The sequence below is a fragment of the Iodobacter violaceini genome (genome assembly GCF_011601265.1).
GTDB lineage: Bacteria > Pseudomonadota > Gammaproteobacteria > Burkholderiales > Chitinibacteraceae > Iodobacter > Iodobacter violaceini.
On the sequence record NZ_JAAOLX010000006.1, the window covers coordinates 277,926 to 301,830 of the forward strand.

Sequence of the window (23,905 nt, forward strand, 5' to 3'; positions counted from 1 at the left end):
GTTTCACGTGAAACAATTAAAGTGCCTCATCAAGCGGGGTGATCGTTACATCATCAGCAGGCCTTGCCCAAAAGAAGCGATCAGGTATCTGCTGCCCCATGCCAGGCCGGTAAGCGGCCTGCAGTGTTTGCCAGGTGTAGTCCTGGCCTTCTTTGACTGCTTCGTTAATTTCAGCGCCATTAGCCAAAGCGCCTGTTAATGCCGCGGCTAGTGTGCTGCCTGCTCCGTAAAAACTGCCAGGCAAGCGATCCCAGGTATCGACGCTGGCCCGCCCCATATCACTGTATAAAGCGTTAATGACCTTAGGCGTATTTTCGTGAGCACCGGTAATGAGTACATATTCGCAGCCACAATCTAAAATTCGGCTGGCCGCAATATCCAGTGTTAAATCTTCCTGCTCATCCAAATCATCCGAGGCCAAGTGTCTTGCTTCAATGCTGTTTAGCGTAACCAGCGTGGTATGAGGCAATAAAAGCTCACGCGTCATAGCCAGTAATTCTTCATTAGCCAAATGATCCCCGGCCTTAGAGAAAAAGACCGGGTCTAATATAAGTGGAATTTCAGGGTAATCAGATGCAATCTCAGCGATTACGGTGAGTGTTTCTAAGCTGCCAATCAGGCCTACTTTGATGGCATCTACTTTCATATCTTCAAGAATACAACGTGCCTGATCTTCTACCCATTCGCTCTCAATAAGTAAAACATCTTGTTCACCTGCGCTATCTTGAATAACGATGCCAGTAATCACTGGTGCCACATGGCAACCCAAGGATGATAAAGCAAGCATATCTGCAGCAAGTCCAGCACCACCGGATGGATCATTACCAGCAAATACAAGCACAATAGGGGGGCTGGTAGTCATGGGGACATTCACTGAATCAGGTAAAATTGAAATTTTATCTTACTTAACAGGTAACTCGAATGAAAAAATATATGTGTCTCATTTGTGGCTTTATTTACGATGAAGCTGAAGGGATGCCAAACGATGGCATTGCTGCCGGAACAACTTGGGAAGATGTTCCTCCAAACTGGACTTGCCCGGATTGTGGAGCAAGAAAAGATGATTTTGAGATGATAGAAATCTAAAGGGATAGCTATGAAAAAGCTGATTAGCGCTGTTGTACTTTCAGCCTTATTACCAGGCTGTCAGCAGGTAAGTACAACAGAATCAGGCGTAACCCAGATTAACCGCAAGCAAAACATGAGCATGCTATTGTCAGAGCAACAAGTCGACAATATGGCCAGGCAGTCTTATCAGGAAACGCTGAACAAAGCGCAAAGCAAAGGCGTGCTTAATAGTGATAAGCAAATGACAGCCAGAGTGCGTGCAATTGCTAATCGAATTATTCCGCAAACCAGCGTATTTCGCCCGGATGCCAGCAAGTGGCAATGGGAAGTCAATGTAGAAAACAGCCCGGAGCTCAACGCCTATTGCATGGCGGGTGGCAAGATTATGTTTTATTCCGGCATTATCGAAAAACTAAAACTCACCGATGATGAAATTGCCCAGATTATGGGTCATGAAATCAGCCATGCTTTAAGAGAACACAGCCGCGAGCGCATGAGCAGTGCATATAACAAGCAATTAGCCATGCAAGGCCTATCCCTGCTGACGGGTGGCAAATATGATGGTTATATGGGCATGGCCGATGAGCTGATGCAAGTAGGCTACTTCCTGCCTAATAGCCGCGAGCATGAATCTGAGGCCGATACTATGGGCTTAGAGCTGGCGGCAAGGGCTGGATATAAGCCACAGGCAGCGGTGAGCCTGTGGCAAAAAATGGCTGCGGCCAGCAAGGGGCAGCCTGCAGAATTTCTGTCTACTCACCCTTCAAATCAAACGCGTATCCAGGATTTGCAAGCCAAAATTCCAGCCGTACAAAGCTTATACGATGCAGCTGCGCGTAAATATCCAAATAAAAAGGACAATTAATGCTCTGGGTAAAAGCACTGCATATTATTTTTATTACCAGTTGGTTTGCAGGCCTGTTTTATCTGCCCAGATTATTTGTCAATCACGCCATGAGCACAGACAGCGAAACCATTGCACGCCTCAAATTAATGGAGCATAAGTTAATCCGCTTTATGACGCCTTTAGGTATTTTGGCACTGATATTAGGTATCTGGCTTTGGTCTTACTTTGATTTTTATATGGGAGCAGGCTGGCGCTGGATGCATGTAAAACTCATGCTTGTGGCCGTTTTAATTGCTTACCATGCTTATTGCTGGAAGATTTGCAAAGATTTTGCAGCAGACAGAAATACCCGCAGCCATCGCTGGTATCGTTTTTTTAATGAAATTCCTGTGCTTGTTTTAGCGGCTTGCGTCATTTTGGTTGTAGTAAAGCCCTTTTAAATGTTTTGGGGAAAAATAAATAATGGCTACAGAAATTGAACGTAAGTTTTTATTAAGTAATGAAGATTGGCGTAAAGAAGTGCATCAGTCCAGCCGGATTGCACAAGGCTATTTATCCAGCGATCCTGACCGGGTAGTGCGTGTACGTTTGCGTGCAGAGCAAGGATTTATCACTATAAAAGGTAAAACAGCAGGGATTGAACGGCTGGAGTTTGAATATGAAATTCCCTTTACTGATGCAGAAGCTTTACTGGGGCTGTGCCCCAATGTCTTAGATAAAACAAGACATTTAATCGATTTTGCAGGATATATATGGGAGATCGACGAATTTCATGGCGAAAATACTTCCCTGATTATTGCTGAGCTTGAATTACCCGCCAGTGATGCTGCTTATACCAGGCCAGCATGGTTAGGTGAAGAGGTATCGGATGATCCGCGATATTTTAATAGCTATCTTTCAGAACATCCTTATTCAAGCTGGTAATGAGCATTAATCAAAAATAAGCGTCTTGCAAAAGGCGCTTATTTTTTACCTGACGTTTTTCAACTACGTAGTTACAAATAAAACACTACGTTATATAAGAAAACAATAAACAAACAGCCTATGGCGGTTTCTGCACAAGATTGATGGCGCTATGATGTGGCTTTCTAATTGTGGAACTCGTCATGAATCAAAACCAACAATTATTTGCTGCCGCACAAAAGCATATTCCTGGTGGCGTAAATTCGCCCGTACGTGCTTTTGGTTCTGTTGGTGGCACTCCACGATTTTTTAAAAAAGGCGAGGGTGCTTATGTTTGGGATGCAGATGACCAGCGTTATATTGATTATGTAGGTTCCTGGGGGCCGCTTATTTTAGGTCACACGCATCCTAAAGTGCTTGAAGCAGTTATTCAAGCGGCTAAAAACGGTATGAGTTTCGGAGCGCCAACAGCTGCAGAAGTAGAATTAGCTGATTTAATCTGTGAAATGCTGCCATCAATTGAGCAAGTTCGGCTTGTTTCAAGTGGTACCGAAGCCACAATGAGCGCTATTCGCCTTGCTCGCGGTTTTACTGGCCGCGATAAATTAGTGAAATTTGAAGGTTGCTATCATGGCCATGCGGATAGCTTACTGGTAAAAGCAGGTTCTGGTTTGTTAACTTTCGGAAACCCTTCATCAGCCGGTGTTCCAGCGTCAGTTGCTGCCGATACCTTAGTCTTACCATATAACGATGTTGCCGCACTCGAAGCATTGTTCGCAGAAATGGGCGATAAAATTGCAGCCATTATCGTAGAACCAATCGCTGGCAATATGAATATGGTGCAAGCCAGCCCGGAATTTGTTCAGGCGATGCGTAAATTAACTGAAAAATACGGTGCAGTTTTGATTTATGACGAAGTCATGACTGGTTTTAGGGTTGATTTACACTGTACTCAGGGTTTGCATGGTGTAAAACCAGATTTAACATGCTTGGGTAAAGTCGTTGGCGGGGGTATGCCTCTGGCAGCTTTTGGTGGCCGCAGTGACATTATGTCTAAGCTGGCACCTTTAGGCCCGGTTTATCAGGCAGGTACATTATCTGGTAATCCAGTTGCGGTTGCAGCCGGGCTGGCTACATTAAAACTTATTTCTGAAGACGGTTTTTTTAATCAATTATCAATTCAGACTAAGAAATTATGTGATGGTTTAATTCAAATTGCAAAAGAAACAAACACTGTATTTTCTGCCCAAAGTACAGGGGGAATGTTTGGTTTTTACTTTAGTGAGAATATTCCCCAATCTTTTGCAGATGTAATGAATTCAGATCGTTCTAAATTTAATGCATTTTTCCATGGCATGTTAGAGCAAGGAATTTACTTAGCACCTTCTGCATTTGAAGCAGGTTTTGTTTCTGCAGCACATTCAGATCAGGATATATTATTTACTCTTGCAGCAGCTAAAAAAGTTTTTATGCAAATTAAGTAATTTTTATGATATATAAAAAAACGGCCATTTGGGCCGTTTTTTTTGTTTCTTTTTTAATGCAGGCAAGTTTTTATATTACATTATATGATATAAGTCATTGATTTTAAACGCAATTTTAAACTGATTTTTTAATTTCTTTTTCAATCAATTTTTCAATTTCATTTATATCAGCAACACCTACGTATTTTTTAATAATATCGCCATTCTTATTAATTAAAAAAGTACTGGGTGTTAATCCTACATCGCCAAAAGCTTTAGCAATATTTCCATTTACATCATGTTGTATGAAGAAAGGTAATTTTTTTTCTGCCACATAATTAGCAATATATTCTGGATTGTCATAATCCATAGCAATTGCAATGGTTTTAAAATTATTATTTTTATATTTTTCTTGCAGCTTAATTAATTCAGGCATTTCCTGAATACAGCCTGTGCAACTGGTTGCCCAGAAATTAACCAGTATGATTTGGTTTTTCAATGCAGACGGGTTTAGGTTTTGCCCCTGAATACTGGTTAATTTTATATCAGGTGCTTTTTTATTGGGTGCTTGAAAAAGTAAGTATCCAGCTATGGCTACGATGGTAGTGATAACAAGCAGATGTCGAAAATATTGTTTCATAGCTGTCTTCCTGAACATGCAAGTGGGCGATTTTAGAACATTTTTGGACAAATTTGAGCTGGAAAATATATTTACACTTTTTTTCTTTTAATACTTCATTTAAGAAGAAAGATATAAGAACAACTAATAAGGGCAGCGGTTTTCTGTGGATAAGTCATTTTTACTTGTTTTTTCAATGACTTAAGTTATCCACATGGCTGGGTGTGGAATATGTTTGGCCTGTGGATAATTTGGAGATAGTTTTTTGGGTTTTGCAGGCTTGAAGGTTTTCCACAGTGCTGCTTACTTTTATCCACAGCCCAAGTAGTTGATTTGATGGATCGTTTGATTTTTCACCGTATAATGGCCCGTTTTGATGGAGGGGTTCGATGGCGATTCAGTGGTTTCCAGGGCATATGAACACTGCCCGCAAGCAGGTTGCAGAGACCATGGCCAAGGTAGATTTGGTGATTGAGGTGGTTGATGCTCGCTTGCCACTGTCCAGCAGCAATCCCATGATTGAGCCAATGCGCCGCTTAAGGCAGCGTCCTGCTCTCAAGGTTTTGAATAAAGCTGATTTGGCAGATCCAAGGCTCAATAAAATCTGGCTGGAATGGTTTAAGTCTCAGCCAGGAACTGAAGCCGTATTGCTTGGTGAAGATAATAAGATTCAGGGTGCAAAGCTGATTCCTCAGTTATGCCAGGCACTTGCGCCGCATCGTGATGGTGAAGAAAAACCACTTCGGGCGATGATTGTAGGTATTCCTAATGTGGGTAAATCTACACTGATCAATCATTTAGCTAAGCGTAAGATCGCAAAAGTGGCTGATACGCCAGGTGTGACTAAAATGCAGCAGCGGGTAGAAACGCTGGCAGGTATGATTTTGTATGACACACCTGGTTTGATGTGGCCAAAAGTGCAGAATGAAGATTCTGGCTATCGTTTAGCGATGGCGGGATCGATTGGCCGCAATGCTTATGATGAAGTGGATGTGGCGCTGTATGCGATTGAAACTTTGGTAGAGCGTTATCCGCAACTGTTGCTTGATCGTTATAAATTGAAAGATTTGCTGGGTGATGCAGAGCCGTTATTTGAGCTTATTGGTAAGAAGCGCGGCGCTATGCTGTCGGGCGGTCGTATTGATACGCAAAAGACAGCAGATATGATTTTGACAGAGTTTCGCAGTGGTACATTAGGGCGAATTACTCTTGAAACACCGGATGATTTCCTTGAAATGCCTGTGTACGATCCAAACGATGAAGTTGAGTTGCCAGATCCGGATTTGTAAACGAAACTGGGTGTTGCACACAATTAACAGAATGAAAAGAGTCATTATCGGCGCGGCGTATTCTCTTTAAGTACCTTAGAATTCGTTTGCTCTGCTGCCTATGGAAGTCGTTGATGGAAGCTGAACTTTTAAATCTTGAAGACAAAGTGGCTCAACTTGCGTTGCTTTGCCGTGAGCTGCGTGATGAAAATCGGGGCTTGCGTCAGAAGTTATTGCTGACACAGCAGCAAAATCAAGGCTTACTGGCAAAAATAGACGGCAGCAAAGAAAGAGTTGCCGCCATTCTTGCCAAGCTGCCGGAGGATACAGAATGAGCGAGGCGGGGATTAAGCAGCTCGATGTTTCTATCATGGGGCGTGAATTTCGTGTGGCGTGCCCGGATGATGAAGAAGCCACATTGATACAGGCAGTTGAGCTGCTGGATCAGCGTATGCATGAGATCCGGGCCTCCGGAAAGGTGGTAGGGCTTGAGAAAATAGCTATCATGGCGGCTTTGAATATCACACATGAATATTTGCATACGCGGGTAGACGGGGGTTTTGACATTGCGACAATTCAGCGTAGAATTGCCAGCATGAATTCAACAATAGACGCAGTGATGGGTGAACAGACTGAATTGTTTTCCTGATTTGCGGCTTTTGTAAACCAATGCTTTCCTGCGGTGTTTGTTACGGCTTGTCTCTCTGAACCAATAATTACTTTGGTTGCCTGCCATGAGTATGCCTGTTGTGAGCATCCCCCGTTGGATGCACCTGATGGCATCCGGTCGGTGACCGCTTGAACCTTCGGTTCAAGATTGCTCGTCGGACGGCACTCGCGGGAAGCTCTTCATTGTTTCACTATTCGTGAATATCAATAGTCAATCTGCTAAATCCGAAGCGCGGCGTGTTATACGCCGCGCTCGTGCTTTGATCCCCCCCTTAGAAAGACATTCCGCAGAATCCGCTGTTGTTGCCATGGCAAAACAGCTTGGGCTATTACGCCGGGGTTTAAAAATCGCCGCGTATATTCCTGCCGGAAGTGAGTTTTCCCCCTGGCTGTTAATGTTGAATGCGTTAGTGCGTGGGGTTGATGTGTATCTGCCCAAAGTGCCAAAGCGGGGAAGAAAATTAAGTTTTGTGCGTTTAGATTCAACTAATCGCTGGAAACTGGGGCCGCAAAATATTCTTGAGCCTTTGGGTGGTGAAATATGCCCGCCACGCAATTTGGATATTGTGTTTTTGCCTTTGCTGGGGTTTGATGCAAGTCTTGCGCGAATGGGGCAAGGCGGAGGCTATTATGATTGCACGTTTGAATTCAGACGTTTGCGGCAAAGCTGGAAAAAGCCCCGTTTAGTTGGCCTTGCATTTGATGTGCAGTATTTTGAGCAATTACCCGTAGATACTTGGGATTTACGTCTAGATTACATCTTGACTGGGAAAAAAGTTTGGCGGAAGCCATAGTTATGTTGTTTTTTTGTAATTTTGCTTCTGTTAGTCTTTCTTTTTTAGAAAGTAAAAACAGTTCTCTCAGCAACTAGGCGGCAAAAATACGATTTTCATGAGAAAACGCAAATTATTGCCATGACAAAGGCAATAAATACACAGTTATTTTTTTTGACATCGCACTAAACTACGTCGCGATTGGCCATAAAGCCAACATAGAGTCTCTACAAGCACTGCCCCCCAATAATGAGGTTGCCATGAATAATTCGACTCAAGCCTCTCGGCTGGATCTTTTTGCACCGTTATCAGGTGTTGTTGTCGCGATAGAATCGGTTCCTGATCCGGTGTTTGCGCAAAAAATGGTGGGTGATGGAGTATCGATTGATCCAATTTCCAACCTGCTGCTTGCCCCTGTTGCGGGTAAAGTAACTCAGCTGCATTCATCAAAACACGCCATTACCATCACAACTCCCGCTGGGATTGAAGTGCTGATTCATATTGGTTTAGATACCGTGATGCTGCGTGGCGAAGGATTTATGGCCAAAGTGGCTGAAGGCGCTGAAGTAAAAGTGGGTCAGCCTCTGATCGAGTTTGATGCCGATTTGGTTGCTCGCAAAGCTTTGAGTTTGCTGACCCAAATCGTGATTACAACAGGCGATAAGGTTGTTAAATATATTCCAACGATTAAAAAAACGATCACTGCAGGCCAGGATATCGTGCTGTCTCTGGATTTAGCCGGTGCAACCGTGGTGGGACAGGCTGTTGCTGCTGATGCAGCGATTCAATCTGCTGCAGTGATTGTGCCAAACCCAACAGGCTTGCATGCACGTCCTGCTGCAGTGTTAGCAAATACAGCTAAAACATTTAAATCTGATTTAAAACTGGTGCGTGCCGGAGACGAGGCAAATGCGAAGTCGGTTGTCTCCATTATGGGTCTTGAAGTACAGCATGGTGATTCGGTCTTTGTAAAAGCGACCGGTCCTGATGCTGCTCAGGCTGCAAAAGCCCTGGCTGAGCTGATTGCCAGTGGTTCCGGAGAAGATTGTGGTGGCGTGTTGCCGCCGGTTGCTGCAAAGCATTTGCCTAAGCCGCAAACTCGTCCTGCACTGAAATCGAATGATCCTAATATGCTGATGGGTGTTTCTGCTTCACCAGGTCTTGCAGTAGGGCATATTTATCAGGTTAAGCAAGAAGTTATCGATGTTGTTGAATCAGGTGATGTACCTGAGCTGGAAAAACGTCGCCTTGAAAATGCATTGAAAGAAGCGTACCAGCAGCTTGAGGCGTTAAAAGGTGAAATTGCCGATCCGGCAAAAGCAGAAATTTTTGCTGCACACCAGGAATTACTGTCAGACCCTGATTTGCTGGATCTGGCAACGGCCGGTATCAGCAAGGGTAAGAGTGCAGGATTTGCATGGCGCGCGGCGTTTACCAATTATGCAGATAAGCTTGCTAAGCTGAAAAATGAAGTTTTAGCTGGCCGTGCCAATGATATTCGCGATATAGGCCGCCGCGTTTTGCGTTTGATTGCTGGCATTAAAGAAGCGGCACTTGAAGTACCAAATGATGCCATTTTGATTGCAGAAGACCTGACTCCATCCGATACCGCTTCGCTGGATCGCAACAAAGTACTTGGTTTTTGTACGATTGGTGGCGGTGCAACCAGCCACGTTGCTATTTTGGCACGCTCTTTGAATATCCCTGCAATTTGTGGGATTGAAGAGGCCGCATTGCAATTGGCAAATGGCACGCCTGTGATTCTGGAAGGCAGCAAAGGCTGTTTGCGTTTAAACCCTTCCAGTGAGGAAATCAGCAGCATCCGTGAGCGCCAGGTCAAGCTTGCTAAGCGCCAGGCTGAAGAATTGGAGTCTGCGTTTGAGCCGGCAACCACCACAGATGGTATCTGTGTTGAAGTTGTGGCCAATATTGGTGGACTTGAAGAAGCTCAGCAATCGGTGAAGCTGGGCGGTGAAGGTGTTGGTTTACTTCGCAGCGAGTTCTTGTACCTTGAGCGCACAGATGCGCCAACTGAAGCAGAACAAGACAAAATCTACAGCGATATTGCTAAATCACTGGGTAAAGACCGCACCTTTGTTGTGCGTACGCTGGATGTGGGTGGTGATAAGCCGCTGCCTTACTTGCCTATGCCTGCAGAAGAAAATCCATTCCTGGGTGTACGTGGCGTACGCTTGTGCCTGGCAGAGCCAGAATTATTGCATACACAAATTCGCGCGATTTTGCGCTCGGCTGAGCATGCCAAGTTAGCCATCATGTTCCCGATGATTACGTCTTTAGAAGAAGTGCGTGAAGTTAAGCGTATTGTTGCAGAAGAAAAAGCGGCTCTGGGCATCACCGCTCAGGTACAGGTTGGGATTATGGTTGAAGTCCCTGCCACAGCCGTGATGGCAGAAATTTTTGCCCGCGAAGTTGATTTCTTCTCGATTGGTACTAACGATTTAACCCAGTACACACTGGCGATGGATCGTGGTCATCCAAAACTGGCTAAAGAAGCGGATGCCATGCATCCGGGCGTATTACGTTTGATTGCCAACACAGTAAAAGGCGCGCACACCCATGGTAAGTGGGTTGGTGTTTGCGGTGGTATTGCATCTGACCCGGCTGCAGTTCCATTACTGATTGGTATGGGCGTTGATGAGTTGTCGGTGAGCGTTCCTGCTATCCCTGCTGTGAAAGCGCTGGTACGTAAACTTTCAAAAGTGGAATGCCAGAAGCTGGCTGCAGAAGTATTGCAAATGGGTACTGTAGCTGAAGTTCGTGCCCGTTTAGCCCAGCAAATAACAGATTAAATTATGCTGAAAACAGGCCGGAAGCGGCCTGTTTTGTCAAGCGTATAGGTCAATGTCTTGCTTCACGGTTCATGCGGTATTCTATGGATTGTGGTATTACATGTCATACGTGAGAATTAACAGTGGAAAAAGTAAATACAATGAGCGATAGCTTTCCTATTCTGTTGGTGGCAGCCCTTGGTGGATGGAGCAATATTCGCTCCTTAGAAACTGTGGCTTTGACTCGTTTAAGGGTGGATTTGATCGATGAGAGCCGTTTTGATGCAGGGCGTTTACAGCAGGCTGGTGTATTAGCTGTGATGCCTTTTGCAAATCATGTCTATCATTTGCTGATTGGCCCTGAAGCACCGCGTTATATGGAAATCCTGTCTTAATCTTGATTGATGCCCTGGCGGCTTTTTGCGCCTGAGCTGGGTCGTACGGAGAAATTATGTTTAAGAACGCATTTGCATTCTTACAGAAAATCGGCAAGTCGCTGATGTTACCGGTGTCAGTATTGCCGGTTGCTGGCCTGTTGCTTGGATTTGGTGCATCCAATTTTTCCTTCTTGCCGGATGTGGTCTCACACCTGATGGCAGCGGGTGGTGGCGCGATTTTTGGTAACTTAGCGCTGATTTTTGCAATTGGTGTAGCGCTGGGCTTAACCGAAAATGATGGCGTTGCTGCTATTGCGGCTGTTGTAGGTTATGTTGTGCTGCTGGCAACGATGGGCGTAATGGCCCCTGTGCTGGGCACAGAGCCAGCGATGGTCATGGGCATGAAGGCAATGGAAACCGGCGTATTTGGCGGGATTATCGCTGGTGCTCTGGCAGCTGGCCTGTTCAACAAATACTATCGTATCGAGTTGCCCCCTTACCTTGGCTTCTTTGCAGGTAAGCGTTTTGTGCCGATTGCAACCGGTATCGCCGCGATTTTTGTTGGCGTGATCTTGTCGCTGATCTGGCCTCCGATCCAGGGCGTGATTAAAAGCTTCTCGCAATGGGCTGCGTATGCTGATCCGCGTATCGCTGCAACGCTTTATGGTTTTGTAGAACGGATGCTGGTGCCGTTTGGTCTGCATCATATCTGGAATGTACCGTTCTTCTTTGAAATCGGTAGTTACGTGGTGGATGGCAAGCCTGCTGTTCATGGCGATATTGCACGCTTCTTTGCGGGTGATCCTACTGCCGGTATCTTGTCTGGTGCGTTCTTGTTCAAAATGTTTGGTTTGCCAGCGGCTGCAGTTGCAATTTGGCATACGGCTAAACCTGAAAACCGCGTAAAGATCGGCGGTATTATGATTTCAGCTGCGCTGACTTCATTTATGACGGGTATTACCGAGCCAATTGAATTTGCTTTCTTGTTTGTAGCTCCACAGCTCTACGTTATTCATGCTTTCCTGGCTGCATCTACCCAGTTTGTTGCTAACTCGCTCAATATCCATATGGGCTTTAGCTTCTCGCAAGGTGGTATCGACTTCCTGATGTTTAACGCTTTGGGTAAATACGCGCAAAACTGGTGGTTAATTCTGCCTCTGGGCGCGGTTTACGCAGCGATTTACTACTCGGTATTCCGTTTTGTGATTGTGAAACTCAATCTGAAAACGCCGGGCCGTGAAGACGAAACTGCAGAAGAACATGTTGTGGATAGCAGCGAGCATGGTCGTGCACGTGAATTAGTGCTGGCATTTGGTGGTCGCAGCAATATCAGTGGTCTGGATGCATGTATTACCCGTTTGCGTATTTCGGTTAAAGATATCTCGAAAGTGAACCAGCCAAAGCTGAAAGCCATGGGCGCTGCCGGTGTGATGGTGGTGGGCAATGGTATTCAGGCTATTTTTGGTACGCAATCAGACAATCTGAAATCCGATATGGTTAATTACCTGAAAGTAGCTGGCCCTGAAGCGGATGCAGTGACTGCTCCTGTGCAACAAGCCGCAACAGCGGGCGTGCAGGCGGCGGCAGCAACTTCCTCAGGCGATATCAACGGTAAAGCCATGCAAATTCAGGCGGCATTGGGTGGTATTGCCAATATCCGCAAGCTGGAAGCCATTGCAGGTACTCGTTTACGTGTAGAGCTTGCAGATGCTTCACGTCTTGATGAAGCCGCTTTAAAAGCAGCGGGGGTAGAAGGCGTGATGCCACAGGGTGAACAAGTATTCCACCTGATTGTGGGGCAACAGGCCGGTGATGTTGCTAGTGCCTTAGCAAAATAAAAGCTTAATGTTCTATAAAAACCCGCCAGTGATGGCGGGTTTTTTTGTTTAAATACGGAGTGATGGTAAGCTGGCTGTTAAAGTATCTTGCAAACAAAGATAAATATGAATGCTTTTGAGCGTGATGGTTTTGCTTTGGTTTCTGCCATATTCAGCCCTGCTGAATGCAGAGCCATTGCCGGGCAGATTGAAACAATGCGTTGTGCCTCTGCCGGTACGCGGCGTTTATTATTGCAGGACGGGTGCCGCTCTCTGGCTGTAAAAATCCGCCAGCATCCGGCTTTGTCATCATTGTTGTCTGGCATGGTTGCGGTGCAGTGCACCTTTTTTGAAAAATCTGCTTCCCGCAATTGGCTTGTCGCAGTGCATCAGGATTTAAGTATTCCTGTGGCAAAGCGTATTGAGCATCCGGCATTACAGGGTTGGTCAGTTAAAGAAGACCAGTTGTATGTACAAGCCCCTGTGGAGGTATTGCAGCAGCTGATTGCGGTGAGGATACATCTTGATAGCTGCGGGGCAGAGGATGGCCCGCTGCGTCTTGTGCCAGGATCGCATTTGCAGGGCTTGGTGACGGCAGAGGATGCTGCCAATGCCCGTCGGCAAGAAACCGTCTGTGTGGCAGACGCAGGCAGCGCATTGCTGATGCGGCCTTTACTTTTGCATTCATCTTCAAAATCATCAGGTACAAGCCAGCGCAGGGTTTTGCATTATCTGTTTGCTCCTTCAGCGTTGCCTTTGGGGCTTTGCTGGAGCGATACAGTTTGATTGAGGTATTTGTTTGATTATTGATCGTACGGAAACGTGATATTTTTTGTGAGTCAGAAGTTAAACCGCAGGATTAACGAGGAAGAAACCATGAATAAAGTCTTACGCAGAAGCCGCGATGATCAATGGATTGCAGGGGTAATGGGCGGGCTGGCAGATTATCTGGGAATAGGTTCGGGCAAGCTGCGGTTGATTTTTGTGATTGTGTCTTGTCTTTCAGCCGCATTTCCAGGCATTTTTGTATATTTGATTCTGTGGTTTTTGATGCCAAAGCAGGGCGCCTGATTATTAACATGGCTTCATTGTGCTTCTAATTAAAGGCGCTGAATTTGACTTTACTTACTCTTAATCGCGGTGTTTATGCCAATGTGCAAATCAGGCCGCGGTGGCCTGCTCAGCAGGTGCAGGTAGATTCAGATGCATTTAGCAAATTGCAGCGAATTCAGACGAATTTACCTGAGCATATTGGTTTGATTTTGACCCGGGCATACGAAAAAAAAGAATCTCAGCTTGGTTTTGCCCGCAATAAGTTTCGTGCTCTGGGTATCAGCGCTTTTCGCTTTCTTTACTCCAGCAGGCAAGGTGAGATCGCTGCCATTTTTGGAAGTAATGGCCACGACGTGGATGGCACACATATTGATGTGTCCTTTCTTCTGCATGGGCGTCGTGTACGGCTATTGCCTCTGAGCGTGTTTACGCCTTTGTTTTGGCAAAAACGCCGGGTGGAGCGATACGCACTTCCGCTGTGTCAGGTGAAAGAGGCCCTTATTAAAGAGGGTTTTCGAATTCACTTAAATTTAACTGAAAGCCTGCAAATCCATTGTGATCTTGTTGTGTAAATGTATTTAAATCAGCTCACGATTCAGCTGTTGAATATTGGCTGTGTCCACGTCCTTACTCTCATATTGAAGTGCATAAAAAACCCATCGCCCTAAGGACGATGGGTTTTTTTGAGGGGCTTGAATAATTTAAAACCCCATAGCCAGATTAAAGCCCTCGGCAATGGCGCGTTTGGCGTCTACTTCGCCAGCAAGCAGCGCTCCGCCAATGCGGTGCACTGGTGCACCGCTTGCACTGAGTTCATCCCAAAGCGTTGTTACAGATTCCTGCCCGGCGCAAAGCACGATTTGATCGACTTCAAGGCAGATCTCTTCATTATTCTGCCTGATATGCAGGCCTGCATCGTCGATTTTCAGGTATTCAACGGATCCGAGCAGGTTTACGCCGCGCAGTTGCAAGGTGGCGCGGTGAACCCAGCCCGTGGTCTTGCCGGGGCCGCTGCCAGGCTTGCCCTTGCTGCGTTTTAACAGCCAGATTTCGCGGCCACTAGGCTGCATAGCGGGTTTGGCTAAGCCGCCAGCGCTCTTCATGCTGGAATCAATACCCCAGTCGCGGATAAAGTTGTCTGCAGGGCTAAGATCGCTGTGGGTTTCAGATAAAAACACCGCTGTATCTACGCCAATACCGCCTGCGCCAATAATCGCAATTTTTTTGCCGGGTTTTACTTCTCCACGCAGCAGGGCTGGGTAGGAAACCACGCAGGGGTGAGCGATGCCTGCAATATCCGGCACACGCGGTTTTACGCCGCTGGCGATCACGATTTCATCAAATTCACCAGTCAGCTCGGCTGCTTTGGCAAAGTGATTGAGTTTTACACTGACCCCAAGGTAATCGAGCTGATTACGGTAGTAGCGCAGCGTTTCGGTGAATTCTTCTTTGCCAGGGATGTGCTGGGCAATACCAAACTGGCCGCCAATGGCAGCGCTTGCTTCAAACAGCGTGACCTTGTGGCCGCGGCTGGCTGCTGCAGTGGCGCAAGATAATCCGGCTGGGCCCGCGCCTATCACGGCAATGCGCTTGGCTTGCTGGGTTTTGGCGGCAATCGGGAATTCAGTTTCGCGGCAGGCGCGGGGGTTAACCAGGCAAGAGGCCGCTTTGCCTTCAAATACATGGTCGAGGCATGCCTGGTTACAGGCAATACAGGTATTGATGAGATGGGCAGCCTTGCCCGCCGCTTTATTGACAAAATCAGGGTCGGCCAAGAGGGGGCGTGCTAAGGAAACCATATCCGCATCGCCGCTGGCTAAAATATGCTCGGCAATTTCCGGGGTATTGATGCGGTTTACTGCGATCAGCGGGATAGACACATGGTCTTTTAGTTTGCGCGTGACCCAGCTAAAGCCACCACGCGGCACGGCTGCAGCTATGGTGGGAATTCGCGCTTCATGCCAGCCGATGCCGGTATTGATCAGGCTGACACCTGCGGCTTCAAGTGCCTGTGCAAGGGTAATGGCTTCGGCCAGTGTGCCGCCATCTTGTACTAAATCGAGTAAAGACAGGCGGAAAATCACAATAAAGTTGGGGCCAACCGCCGCGCGCACCGCTTTGCTGATTTCAACCGCAATACGCTGGCGGCGTGTTGCGTCACCTCCCCATTCGTCATCACGCTGATTGACATGGCTGCACAGAAATTGGTTGATCAGATAACCTTCTGAGCCCATGATTTCCACACCATCGTAGCCCGCGCTCTGTGCCAATTGAGCGGTTTTAGCAAAATCGGCGATCGTGCTGGCAATTTCTTCTGTAGTTAATGCGTGTGGTGTAAATGGCGTAATCGGGGATGCAATGGCCGACGGGGCCACACTGGCTGTGTGGTAGGCATAGCGGCCGGCGTGCAAAATTTGCAAACAGATTTTGCCGCCCGCATCGTGCACGGCTTGGGTAATTGGCAGATGACGGGGAATATCGGCCTCGCCGGCCAGCATGGCTGCATCTTCATAGATGCGGCCTGCTGCATTGGGCGCAATGCCGCCCGTTACAATCAGCCCAACGCCACCTTTTGCCCGCTCGGCATAAAAGGCCGCCATGCGTTCAGGGCCATCGGCGGCTTCTTCAAGCCCCGTATGCATTGATCCCATCAGGACGCGGTTTTTAAGGGTGGTAAAGCCCAGATCGAGGGGGCTTAATAGCTGTGTAAAGGTCGACATCGGAATATTTCCCAGCAATTATATTGATTAAAAATCAAGCTGATTTATCTTTTTTCTTGGTGCTTAATAGCTGCGTTCAGGCCGAAATTGTGGCGTTTCTAAACGATTGTTTGAATTAACATTAGCCTGATTTCTCTTGCTTGTCCTATTGGGGTTTACCAGCAGAGAGCCAGAGATGGCGTGTTTGCTTACCATTTTGGTAAAAATAGCCTGTGTATTTTTTAATAATGCGCGAAGCTATGGCCTTGAAATGTTGAATTTAAGGTAAGGTAATGCCTCTTTTTTACCGCCAGATACTATGACTACTACTCACTGGAAATCACTCTTGTTCTCCCGGCGCATGCTGATCTGTGTGTTTACCGGATTTGCCTCGGGTTTACCTCTGTATATCCTGATTAACTTAGTCCCTGCGTGGTTAAAAAGCGAAGGTGTTAATTTAAAAGCGATTGGCTTTTTTGCGCTGATTCAATTCCCATTTACATGGAAATTTATCTGGGCCCCTTTATTGGACCGCTATGCGGTGCCGGGGCTGGGGCGGCGGCGTGGCTGGATGTTGCTCACCCAGCTCTCCTTGCTGGTTTTAATCGCCTCATTTGGCCTATTTAACCCCAAGCTGGATTTATGGTCGATTGCTTACTTGGCCATGGCTTTAGCCTTCTTTAGCGCCAGCCAGGATATTGTGCTCGACGCTTATCGTCGTGAAATTTTAAGTGATGAAGAATTGGGGCTTGGTACATCGGTCCATGTGAATGCCTATCGCATTGCCAGCCTGATTCCCGGCGCTTTTTCTCTGATCCTGGCGGATCATCTGCCGTGGGCGCAGGTATTTATGATTACTGGCTTGTTTATGCTGCCGGGTATTGCGATGACACTTTTGGTCAGCGAGCCACAATTAGTTCGCCCGCCTAAAACACTGCGTGAAGCCGTAATCGAGCCTTTCCATGAGTTTATGACCCGCCATGGCTGGCGTAATGCCATGTGGATTCTGGCCTTTATCTTTTTATATAAATTAGGCGACAGCATGGCCACCGCCTTGGCTACGCCGTTTTATTTAGAGTTGGGTTTTAGTAAAACAGAAATCGGTGTCATCGCTAAAAATGCAGGACTGTGGCCTGCGGTATTTGGCGGCATTGTGGGCGGTGTGTGGATGTTAAAGCTGGGTATTAACCGTGCTCTGTGGGTATTTGGTGTGGTGCAGGTTGTATCCATTTTAGGTTTTGCATGGCTGGCAACCGTGGGTGCAGATAAAGTAGCGCTGGCCATGGTGATTGCATTTGAAGCCTTGGGTGTTGGACTGGGCACCGCGGCATTTACGGCCTACATTGCCAGAACCACCGATCCGCGTTATACCGCCACCCAATTTGCGCTGTTTACTAGTTTGGCTGCCGTACCCCGCACCTTTATCAATGCCAGCACCGGCTGGTTGGTTGAGCAAATGGGCTGGATTAGCTTCTTCTTCCTCTGCACCGCGCTGGCGATCCCGGGCATGCTGCTGTTGTTTAAAGTAGCACCGTGGAATAGTGGATCAGAGAGAGAGAAAAGTGTGCAGACGCAGAGTTAAATCAGAATAAATCGCTAAACTTTGAACCACGGAGTAGAACGAGGACACAGAGCATGCAAACACCGCTGAGGTTTTCTCTGTGAAACTCCGTGTCCTCTGTGGTTCAAGATTTGGGTTTTGATTTAATTAGTTTGGTAGTCGTAATCCACAATCAGCGGGGCATGGTCGGAGAATTTCTCCTCTTTATAAACCGAAGCACTTTGCGCCGTTGCACCAATTCCAGGGGTGGTGATGTGGTAGTCGATGCGCCAGCCTACATCTTTGGCATAGGCTTGGCCGCGGTTGCTCCACCATGTGTAGCCGGGGATTTCCGGGTAAAGCTTGCGCCAGACGTCTACAAAGTTCAGCTCGGTAAATAACTTACCCAGCCAGCTGCGCTCTTCCGGCAAGAAACCGGAGTTTTTAAGATTGCCTTTCCAGTTTTTCAGATCAATCTCATTGTGGGCGATATTCCAGTCGCCGAGCAGAACCACTTCGCGGCCGCTCGAGGCAAGCTGTTCCAGATGTGGGCGAAAGCGATCCAAAAAGGAAAACTTCACTTGCTGGCGCTCATCGGATGAAGAGCCTGATGGCAGATAAAGTGAAACGACCGAAAGATTGCCAAAATCGGCTTGCAAATAACGGCCTTCAAAATCGATATCGGCAATGCCAAGGCCGGTAATGACACGATCTGGCTCGCGGCGGCAATAAAGGCCTACTCCGCTATAACCCTTCTTTTCTGCATAATGAAAAAAACCTTTTAGCCCCGCAGGCGCTTTCATTTGCTGGGAAAGATCGGCCTCTTGTGCTTTAAGTTCTTGCAAGGCCACCACATCGGCGTCTTGTTTTGCCAGCCATTCAAAAAAGCCCTTATTTGCAGCTGAGCGAATGCCGTTTAAATTAGCACTGATAATGCGCATTCGGTGTCCTTTTGTAAGAAATGTTATGCTTCGCTTTATTGAGATCAATAAATGAGGAAAATGCAGCATGAGTGATTTTCGCCGCGACTTTATTTCTTTTGCTGTAGAGCAAAATGTGCTGTGTTTTGGAGATTTTATCACTAAGGCTGGCCGTCAATCGCCGTACTTTTTTAATGCGGGCTTATTTAGCGATGGCGCGTCGGTAGGTGCTCTGGCGCAATTTTATGCACAGGCGGTACAAGCGTCGGGCGTAGAGTTTGATGTGTTATTCGGGCCAGCCTATAAAGGAATTGTGCTGGCATCGGCCACTGCCGTTGCTTTAGCTGCCCAAGGCCGGAATGTGCCCTTTGTGTTTAATCGCAAAGAAGCAAAAGATCATGGTGAAGGCGGTGTATTAGTCGGCGCGCCGCTTAAAGGCCGTGTGATGATTATTGATGATGTGATTTCTGCGGGCACATCCGTGCGTGAGTCGGTCAATATGATTCGTGCTGCAGGTGCGGAGCCAGCAGGTGTTCTGATTGCGCTTGATCGTATGGAGCGCGGCCAGGGTGCATTATCAGCAGTACAGGAAGTGGAACAACAGTTTGGTATTCCAGTGATTCCTATCGCCTCACTGGATGATTTACTGGGATATTTGGGTGCTCAGGCTGGTATGGATGAGAAGCTGGCCAAAGTAAGTGCTTACCGTAATCAATACGGAATTTAAAAGGTTTATCTGATGCTGCGTGGTCTTAGTACATTTTTTATACTGGCTTTATTAACTGCTTCCGCCTCTGCCAAGCTTTATCGTTGGGTGGATGAGACTGGCCGGGTGCAATACAGTGATAAGCCGCCTGTGACCGCTCCAACAAGCGGTGTGACTGAGCTGAATAAATCCGGCATCGTCAAGACCACGCCAGCACCTGTGCTGAGCAGGGAAGAGAAAGATAAAATTCAAAATGAGCAGGCGCAGCAAAAAGAGCAGCAGAGAAAAGACCGGGCTTTGCTGCAGTCTTTTTCTAAGCCTGAAGAAATAGATCTCATCAGAGACAGGCGGATAGGCGTGGTGGAATCGGCCATCGCGGCTAATGCAATCCGTATGCAAAATGCTACTCCGCGTAAAACCCGGATCGAAACACAAATTGCCCGCCATAAAAAAGCAAATCGCGTTGTGCCTGCTGATCTGGCTGCAGATTTGGTTTCTGTACAAAAAGAAGTTTTTGATATTGAGGAAGATAACAGAAATAAAAAGAAGGATATTGAAAATATTAAAGCTAAGGCTGAAGAAGATAAAAAGCGTCTTTTAGAGCTGAAGTCATCTAAATAATATTTGAATAAAAATTCTGTTCTTATTCATCTGATAAAATAAACAGATCTAAAAAAGAGTGAAAAATGACTGAGCAAACAGCATCCGCAAAAATTGTTCTGGGTATTGATATTGGCGGTACAGGAATTAAAGGTGCTCCGGTTAATGTGGAAACGGGAGAGTTATTGTGCGAGCGGGTGCGTATTGATACCCCTCAGCCAGCCACACCAGAAGCCGTGGGCGCTGTTGTTAAGCAGCTGGTTGATCAGTTTAACTGGCAAGGCCCGATTGGCTGTACTTTTCCGGCCATTGTGCACAACGGCGTAACCCTGTCGGCGGCAAATGTCGATGCTTCATGGCTTAATGCGCCAGCTCAGGATATTTTATCTCAGGTGACAGGCTTACCTTTAAAGCTGATTAATGACGCGGATGCTGCGGGCCTCGCGGAAGGGATTTTTGGCGCTGCCAAAGGGAAAGCGGGCAAAGTGCTGGTTATTACTTTAGGCACAGGCATTGGCAGCGCTTTAATTGTTGATGGTAAATTAATCAGCAATACAGAATTTGGCCATTTAATTTTTAAAAATAATGAAATTGCCGAGAAATACTGTTCGGGAAAAGTAAAAGACGATTTAAATTTAAAATGGAAAGAATACAGCCAGCGTTTAAATGAATATGTTCAGCATTTACAATTACTGTTATCGCCTGATTTATTGATTATTGGCGGAGGCATCAGTAAAAAGCACGAGAAATTTATTCCGGAGCTTACAGATTTACGTTTCCCTGTGGTGCCTGCAGAGCTTAAAAATGATGCGGGTATTGTGGGGGCGGCTTTAGAGGCGGCTCGTGAGTTTGGTGTGTTGTAAAGACTGGCCGGTGGTGGCGTTAAAGGCGCATGATCATTCAAAATGATATGCAGCTGGTATTTATTTTTCAGTTAATTGTGCTTTATCCACAGGACAGATTTTAGGCTTGTAACTGTTCCTCGTGAAACGCCCCGTAAAATCGGGGCGTTTGTGTTTTAAGCGCTGGCATAAACGTCTTCCGGGGTATTGCTACAATGCGCTGGGGGCGTTTTTGCACAGGCACTCATCGCTTCGCGATAGTCGTCAGGGCTAATACGGCGTAAAATCTTGCCCCTTTGCTTGCTGGATGCTCAACGCTATGCTTTATCCTACTCGATACGACGTGATTGTTGTCGGCGGCGGACACGCCGGGACTGAGGCTGCGTTGGCGGCCGCCCGCATGGGTAACAAAACCCTGCTGCTGACGCACAATATTGAAACCCTTGGGCAGATGTCCTGCAACCCGTCGATTGGCGGGATTGGTAAGGGGCATTTGGTCAAAGAAGTGGATGCTTTAGGCGGCGCAATGGCGCTGGCGACAGATTTTGGCGGCATTCAGTTTAAAACACTCAATTCCAGTAAAGGCCCTGCTGTTCGCGCCACGCGCGCGCAGGCAGACCGTGTTCGCTATAAAGCAGCGGTGCGTCATATGCTGGAAAACCAGCCGAATCTGGATTTATTCCAGCAGGCTGTGGATGATCTGACTTTAGATGGCGATCGCGTCACTGGCGTGATTACCCAAATCGGCATTCGTTTTGAAGCTGGTGCGGTGGTGCTGACTGCCGGAACTTTCCTTTCTGGTAAAATTCACGTCGGCTTAGAAAACCACGTGGGTGGCCGTGCTGGTGATCCTGCTTCGGTCACTCTTGCGGCACGTTTACGCGACTTAGACTTACCCGTTGGCCGTTTGAAAACCGGTACCCCTCCACGGATTGATGGCCGGTCGATTGATTTCTCGGTGCTTGAAGCGCAATACGGTGATACGCCTGAGCCGGTATTTTCGGTACGCGGTAATCTGGGCATGCACCCCAAGCAATTGCCTTGCTGGATGGCGCACACCAATCTTAAAACGCATGAGATTATTCGCAGCGGTTTTGATCGCAGCCCGATGTTTACCGGCAAAATTGAAGGCGTTGGCCCGCGCTATTGCCCAAGTATCGAAGATAAAATTAATCGCTTTGCCGACAAAGACAGCCACCAGATTTTCTTAGAGCCTGAAGGCTTAGATACACACGAATATTATCCAAACGGTATTTCAACCAGCTTGCCGTTTGATATTCAGCTGGCCGCCGTGCGCTCGATTGCGGGTATGGAAAACGCGCACATTTTGCGCCCGGGCTACGCCATTGAATACGATTACTATGATCCGCGTAATTTAAAAGCCAGCTTCGAAACCAAAAGCATTGCCGGTTTATTCTTTGCCGGGCAAATTAATGGCACTACGGGTTATGAAGAAGCCGCCGCGCAAGGCTTGCTGGCAGGCTTAAATGCGGGTCTCTATGTGCGTGAAAAAGACGCGTGGACACCAAAACGCAATGAAGCATACCTTGGTGTGCTGGCTGATGATCTGGTAACCAATGGCGTGACCGAGCCTTACCGCATGTTTACCAGCCGTGCCGAATACCGCCTGCAATTGCGTGAAGACAATGCCGATTTACGCCTGACTGAAAAAGGCCGTGAGCTGGGCCTGATTGGCGATGCGCAGTGGGACGCTTTCTGCAAAAAACGCGATGCAATTGATTTAGAATTGGAACGCTTGCGCACGACATGGGTAAATCCACGTATTCTTGCAGTGGCTGATGCAGAGCGTGTGTTGGGTAAGGCGATTGAGCGTGAATACACGCTGGCCGATTTACTACGCCGCCCGCAGGTCTCTTACGATAGCCTGATGACTATGGACATTGCCAAACCAGCAGTAGAAGACCCGCTTGTGGCCGAGCAGGTTGAGATTCAGCTGAAATATCAGGGTTATATCGAGCGGCAACAATCTGAAGTGGCTAACCGCGATAATCTGGAAGAATTCATGCTGCCCGCAGATCTGGATTTCACCGATGTATCGGGCTTATCCAAAGAAGTGCAGCAAAAGCTGATTAAACATAAGCCGGAAACCATGGGTCAGGCTTCCAGAATTTCTGGTATTACCCCAGCGGCCATCGCTTTAATGCTGGTTCATTTAAAGAAAAAGCAACTGCTTGAAAAAGGTAAAGAATGACTGCTACTGATTCCATGTTTTCTGAGCTGGCCACTGGCCTTGCCGAGCTAAAAATTGATTTATCAACAGCACAATCGGTCAGCCTGCTGGCCTATGTGGCGCTGATTGCAAAGTGGAATAAAACCTACAGCCTGACGGCAATTCGCGAGCCGGAGCGCATGGTTTCGCATCATTTGCTGGATTCACTTGCGCCTTTGCCTCATTTTAAGGGCGAGGCTAAAGATAAGATTCGTATTCTGGATGTAGGCTCGGGCTTTGGTACGCCTGGTATTCCATTGGCTATTGTTCGGCCAGACTGGCAGTTGTTTTTGCTCGATTCAAATCATAAAAAAACGACGTTTTTGCGTCAGGTGATTGCTGAGTTAAAACTCACTAATGTTACGGTGCTGACCGAGCGCGTAGAGCTTTATAAACCTGAAGCGCCATTTCAGATTATTACTTCACGCGCTTTTGCTGAATTGGCCGAGTTTGTAAAACTCACTCAGCACCTGTTAGCGCCGGAAGGGGAGTGGGCTGCTTTGAAAGGGGTTTACCCTTTTGAAGAAATTGCACACTTACCTGAAACAGTAAAAGTAACGGCTGTGGATCATTTAAAAGTGCCGGGAATCGATGCAGAACGCCATTTAGTGCATGTGGTTAAGGTGTAATACATACTAGACAGCCTGTCGGACTGAAGACTGATCTACTGCGGAAAAGTCGGATTTGGCCATATTTCACGCATTTTTTCGTTGAATAGCCAG

General features: G+C 47.0%; 25 protein-coding genes and 1 other RNA gene. 22 read left to right on the top strand and 4 right to left on the bottom strand.

Annotation, left to right across the window (positions count from 1 at the left end; all coding sequences use genetic code 11):
• Window positions 1–16: 16 nt before the first annotated feature.
• Entirely contained in the window at window positions 17–862 is an 846-nt protein-coding gene (gene thiD / locus HA050_RS13495) for a bifunctional hydroxymethylpyrimidine kinase/phosphomethylpyrimidine kinase (RefSeq protein WP_115228583.1), read from the bottom strand.
• A gap of 59 nt (window positions 863–921) precedes the next feature.
• Here thiD and HA050_RS13500 point away from each other — a divergent pair, with 59 nt between their 5' ends.
• The 5 genes from HA050_RS13500 (at window position 922) to hemL (ending at window position 4,302) form a co-directional block, all read left to right on the top strand.
• Window positions 922–1,086, top strand: coding sequence for a rubredoxin (locus HA050_RS13500; RefSeq protein ID WP_115228584.1), 165 nt, complete (start codon window positions 922–924; stop codon window positions 1,084–1,086).
• A 10-nt stretch (window positions 1,087–1,096) separates the two neighbouring features.
• The gene (locus HA050_RS13505; RefSeq protein ID WP_166827081.1) at window positions 1,097–1,933 is read left to right on the top strand and encodes a M48 family metallopeptidase; all 837 of its coding nucleotides are present in this window, start codon (window positions 1,097–1,099) and stop codon (window positions 1,931–1,933) included.
• Complete coding sequence (locus HA050_RS13510; protein ID WP_166827083.1) at window positions 1,933–2,355, top strand: CopD family protein; 423 nt, start codon at window positions 1,933–1,935, stop codon at window positions 2,353–2,355. Before HA050_RS13505 ends, HA050_RS13510 begins: the two co-directional genes overlap by 1 nt.
• Before the next feature lie 22 nt (window positions 2,356–2,377).
• Window positions 2,378–2,839 (top strand): CYTH domain-containing protein, encoded by a 462-nt coding sequence (locus HA050_RS13515; RefSeq protein WP_166827086.1) that lies wholly within the window; start codon window positions 2,378–2,380, stop codon window positions 2,837–2,839.
• A 182-nt stretch (window positions 2,840–3,021) separates the two neighbouring features.
• Window positions 3,022–4,302 (top strand): glutamate-1-semialdehyde 2,1-aminomutase, encoded by a 1,281-nt coding sequence (gene hemL / locus HA050_RS13520; RefSeq protein ID WP_166827089.1) that lies wholly within the window; start codon window positions 3,022–3,024, stop codon window positions 4,300–4,302.
• Between the two features lie 115 nt (window positions 4,303–4,417).
• Here hemL and HA050_RS13525 read toward each other — a convergent pair whose 3' ends face one another.
• Window positions 4,418–4,921 carry a TlpA family protein disulfide reductase gene (locus tag HA050_RS13525; protein WP_166827092.1) on the bottom strand — a complete coding sequence of 168 codons (504 nt, stop codon included), beginning with the start codon at window positions 4,919–4,921 and terminating at the stop codon, window positions 4,418–4,420.
• A 368-nt stretch (window positions 4,922–5,289) separates the two neighbouring features.
• On the opposite strand from HA050_RS13525, the gene ylqF reads away from it, so the two are divergent.
• The 11 genes from ylqF (at window position 5,290) to HA050_RS13580 (ending at window position 14,218) form a co-directional block, all read left to right on the top strand.
• Window positions 5,290–6,189, top strand: coding sequence for a ribosome biogenesis GTPase YlqF (gene ylqF / locus HA050_RS13530; RefSeq protein WP_099396758.1), 900 nt, complete (start codon window positions 5,290–5,292; stop codon window positions 6,187–6,189).
• Between the two features lie 113 nt (window positions 6,190–6,302).
• Complete coding sequence (locus HA050_RS13535; protein WP_099396757.1) at window positions 6,303–6,503, top strand: hypothetical protein; 201 nt, start codon at window positions 6,303–6,305, stop codon at window positions 6,501–6,503.
• Window positions 6,500–6,817 (top strand): cell division protein ZapA, encoded by a 318-nt coding sequence (locus tag HA050_RS13540; RefSeq protein WP_166827095.1) that lies wholly within the window; start codon window positions 6,500–6,502, stop codon window positions 6,815–6,817. Before HA050_RS13535 ends, HA050_RS13540 begins: the two co-directional genes overlap by 4 nt.
• A 22-nt stretch (window positions 6,818–6,839) precedes the next feature.
• Window positions 6,840–7,016, top strand: a non-coding RNA gene (ssrS, locus tag HA050_RS13545) — 6S RNA.
• Between the two features lie 18 nt (window positions 7,017–7,034).
• Window positions 7,035–7,631, top strand: a complete 597-nt coding sequence (locus HA050_RS13550; RefSeq protein ID WP_166827098.1) for a 5-formyltetrahydrofolate cyclo-ligase — start codon at window positions 7,035–7,037, stop codon at window positions 7,629–7,631.
• 239 nt (window positions 7,632–7,870) lie between these two features.
• Window positions 7,871–10,420, top strand: a complete 2,550-nt coding sequence (gene ptsP / locus HA050_RS13555) for a phosphoenolpyruvate--protein phosphotransferase (RefSeq protein WP_166827101.1) — start codon at window positions 7,871–7,873, stop codon at window positions 10,418–10,420.
• A 140-nt stretch (window positions 10,421–10,560) separates the two neighbouring features.
• Window positions 10,561–10,794, top strand: coding sequence for a PTS sugar transporter subunit IIB (locus HA050_RS13560; RefSeq protein WP_166827104.1), 234 nt, complete (start codon window positions 10,561–10,563; stop codon window positions 10,792–10,794).
• A 56-nt stretch (window positions 10,795–10,850) separates the two neighbouring features.
• Window positions 10,851–12,614, top strand: a complete 1,764-nt coding sequence (gene ptsG, locus HA050_RS13565) for a PTS glucose transporter subunit IIBC (protein ID WP_166827107.1) — start codon at window positions 10,851–10,853, stop codon at window positions 12,612–12,614.
• Window positions 12,615–12,719: 105 nt separating this feature from the next.
• Window positions 12,720–13,379 (top strand): phytanoyl-CoA dioxygenase family protein, encoded by a 660-nt coding sequence (locus HA050_RS13570; RefSeq protein ID WP_166827110.1) that lies wholly within the window; start codon window positions 12,720–12,722, stop codon window positions 13,377–13,379.
• 90 nt (window positions 13,380–13,469) lie between these two features.
• A complete protein-coding gene (locus HA050_RS13575; protein WP_099396751.1) occupies window positions 13,470–13,664 on the top strand; it encodes a PspC domain-containing protein in 195 nt (64 codons plus the stop codon).
• Window positions 13,665–13,708: 44 nt separating this feature from the next.
• A complete protein-coding gene (locus HA050_RS13580) occupies window positions 13,709–14,218 on the top strand; it encodes a hypothetical protein (protein ID WP_166827113.1) in 510 nt (169 codons plus the stop codon).
• A 129-nt stretch (window positions 14,219–14,347) separates the two neighbouring features.
• Here HA050_RS13580 and HA050_RS13585 read toward each other — a convergent pair whose 3' ends face one another.
• Entirely contained in the window at window positions 14,348–16,366 is a 2,019-nt protein-coding gene (locus HA050_RS13585) for an NADPH-dependent 2,4-dienoyl-CoA reductase (protein WP_166827116.1), read from the bottom strand.
• A gap of 298 nt (window positions 16,367–16,664) precedes the next feature.
• Between HA050_RS13585 and HA050_RS13590 the strand changes: the two genes are divergently transcribed.
• Entirely contained in the window at window positions 16,665–17,927 is a 1,263-nt protein-coding gene (locus HA050_RS13590; protein ID WP_166827118.1) for an AmpG family muropeptide MFS transporter, read from the top strand.
• Window positions 17,928–18,049: 122 nt separating this feature from the next.
• Here the strand turns inward: HA050_RS13590 and HA050_RS13595 are convergent, their stop codons facing one another.
• Window positions 18,050–18,826 carry an exodeoxyribonuclease III gene (locus HA050_RS13595; protein ID WP_166827121.1) on the bottom strand — a complete coding sequence of 259 codons (777 nt, stop codon included), beginning with the start codon at window positions 18,824–18,826 and terminating at the stop codon, window positions 18,050–18,052.
• Between the two features lie 67 nt (window positions 18,827–18,893).
• Here HA050_RS13595 and pyrE point away from each other — a divergent pair, with 67 nt between their 5' ends.
• The 5 genes from pyrE to rsmG all read left to right on the top strand — a co-directional run bounded on the left by pyrE (window position 18,894) and on the right by rsmG (window position 23,812).
• The gene (gene pyrE, locus HA050_RS13600) at window positions 18,894–19,532 is read left to right on the top strand and encodes an orotate phosphoribosyltransferase (RefSeq protein WP_115228599.1); all 639 of its coding nucleotides are present in this window, start codon (window positions 18,894–18,896) and stop codon (window positions 19,530–19,532) included.
• A 12-nt stretch (window positions 19,533–19,544) separates the two neighbouring features.
• On the top strand, window positions 19,545–20,132 hold the full coding sequence (locus tag HA050_RS13605; RefSeq protein WP_166827124.1) for a DUF4124 domain-containing protein: 588 nt from the start codon (window positions 19,545–19,547) through the stop codon (window positions 20,130–20,132).
• A gap of 65 nt (window positions 20,133–20,197) precedes the next feature.
• A complete protein-coding gene (gene ppgK / locus HA050_RS13610) occupies window positions 20,198–20,974 on the top strand; it encodes a polyphosphate--glucose phosphotransferase (protein WP_099396744.1) in 777 nt (258 codons plus the stop codon).
• Window positions 20,975–21,272: 298 nt separating this feature from the next.
• Window positions 21,273–23,165 carry a tRNA uridine-5-carboxymethylaminomethyl(34) synthesis enzyme MnmG gene (gene mnmG, locus HA050_RS13615; RefSeq protein WP_166827126.1) on the top strand — a complete coding sequence of 631 codons (1,893 nt, stop codon included), beginning with the start codon at window positions 21,273–21,275 and terminating at the stop codon, window positions 23,163–23,165.
• Complete coding sequence (gene rsmG, locus HA050_RS13620) at window positions 23,162–23,812, top strand: 16S rRNA (guanine(527)-N(7))-methyltransferase RsmG (RefSeq protein WP_099396742.1); 651 nt, start codon at window positions 23,162–23,164, stop codon at window positions 23,810–23,812. Before mnmG ends, rsmG begins: the two co-directional genes overlap by 4 nt.
• Window positions 23,813–23,905: the final 93 nt, after the last annotated feature.

What these genes read in the sequence shown, in the direction of transcription:
- thiD (WP_115228583.1), bottom strand. Translation starts at nt 862, where the DNA reads ATGACTACCAGCCCCCCTATTGTGCTTGTATTTGCTGGTAATGATCCA.
- HA050_RS13500 (WP_115228584.1), top strand. Translation starts at nt 922, where the DNA reads ATGAAAAAATATATGTGTCTCATTTGTGGCTTTATTTACGATGAAGCT.
- HA050_RS13505 (WP_166827081.1), top strand. Translation starts at nt 1,097, where the DNA reads ATGAAAAAGCTGATTAGCGCTGTTGTACTTTCAGCCTTATTACCAGGC.
- HA050_RS13510 (WP_166827083.1), top strand. Translation starts at nt 1,933, where the DNA reads ATGCTCTGGGTAAAAGCACTGCATATTATTTTTATTACCAGTTGGTTT.
- HA050_RS13515 (WP_166827086.1), top strand. Translation starts at nt 2,378, where the DNA reads ATGGCTACAGAAATTGAACGTAAGTTTTTATTAAGTAATGAAGATTGG.
- hemL (WP_166827089.1), top strand. Translation starts at nt 3,022, where the DNA reads ATGAATCAAAACCAACAATTATTTGCTGCCGCACAAAAGCATATTCCT.
- HA050_RS13525 (WP_166827092.1), bottom strand. Translation starts at nt 4,921, where the DNA reads ATGAAACAATATTTTCGACATCTGCTTGTTATCACTACCATCGTAGCC.
- ylqF (WP_099396758.1), top strand. Translation starts at nt 5,290, where the DNA reads ATGGCGATTCAGTGGTTTCCAGGGCATATGAACACTGCCCGCAAGCAG.
- HA050_RS13535 (WP_099396757.1), top strand. Translation starts at nt 6,303, where the DNA reads ATGGAAGCTGAACTTTTAAATCTTGAAGACAAAGTGGCTCAACTTGCG.
- HA050_RS13540 (WP_166827095.1), top strand. Translation starts at nt 6,500, where the DNA reads ATGAGCGAGGCGGGGATTAAGCAGCTCGATGTTTCTATCATGGGGCGT.
- ptsP (WP_166827101.1), top strand. Translation starts at nt 7,871, where the DNA reads ATGAATAATTCGACTCAAGCCTCTCGGCTGGATCTTTTTGCACCGTTA.
- HA050_RS13560 (WP_166827104.1), top strand. Translation starts at nt 10,561, where the DNA reads ATGAGCGATAGCTTTCCTATTCTGTTGGTGGCAGCCCTTGGTGGATGG.
- ptsG (WP_166827107.1), top strand. Translation starts at nt 10,851, where the DNA reads ATGTTTAAGAACGCATTTGCATTCTTACAGAAAATCGGCAAGTCGCTG.
- HA050_RS13570 (WP_166827110.1), top strand. Translation starts at nt 12,720, where the DNA reads ATGAATGCTTTTGAGCGTGATGGTTTTGCTTTGGTTTCTGCCATATTC.
- HA050_RS13575 (WP_099396751.1), top strand. Translation starts at nt 13,470, where the DNA reads ATGAATAAAGTCTTACGCAGAAGCCGCGATGATCAATGGATTGCAGGG.
- HA050_RS13585 (WP_166827116.1), bottom strand. Translation starts at nt 16,366, where the DNA reads ATGTCGACCTTTACACAGCTATTAAGCCCCCTCGATCTGGGCTTTACC.
- HA050_RS13590 (WP_166827118.1), top strand. Translation starts at nt 16,665, where the DNA reads ATGACTACTACTCACTGGAAATCACTCTTGTTCTCCCGGCGCATGCTG.
- HA050_RS13595 (WP_166827121.1), bottom strand. Translation starts at nt 18,826, where the DNA reads ATGCGCATTATCAGTGCTAATTTAAACGGCATTCGCTCAGCTGCAAAT.
- pyrE (WP_115228599.1), top strand. Translation starts at nt 18,894, where the DNA reads ATGAGTGATTTTCGCCGCGACTTTATTTCTTTTGCTGTAGAGCAAAAT.
- HA050_RS13605 (WP_166827124.1), top strand. Translation starts at nt 19,545, where the DNA reads ATGCTGCGTGGTCTTAGTACATTTTTTATACTGGCTTTATTAACTGCT.
- ppgK (WP_099396744.1), top strand. Translation starts at nt 20,198, where the DNA reads ATGACTGAGCAAACAGCATCCGCAAAAATTGTTCTGGGTATTGATATT.
- mnmG (WP_166827126.1), top strand. Translation starts at nt 21,273, where the DNA reads ATGCTTTATCCTACTCGATACGACGTGATTGTTGTCGGCGGCGGACAC.
- rsmG (WP_099396742.1), top strand. Translation starts at nt 23,162, where the DNA reads ATGACTGCTACTGATTCCATGTTTTCTGAGCTGGCCACTGGCCTTGCC.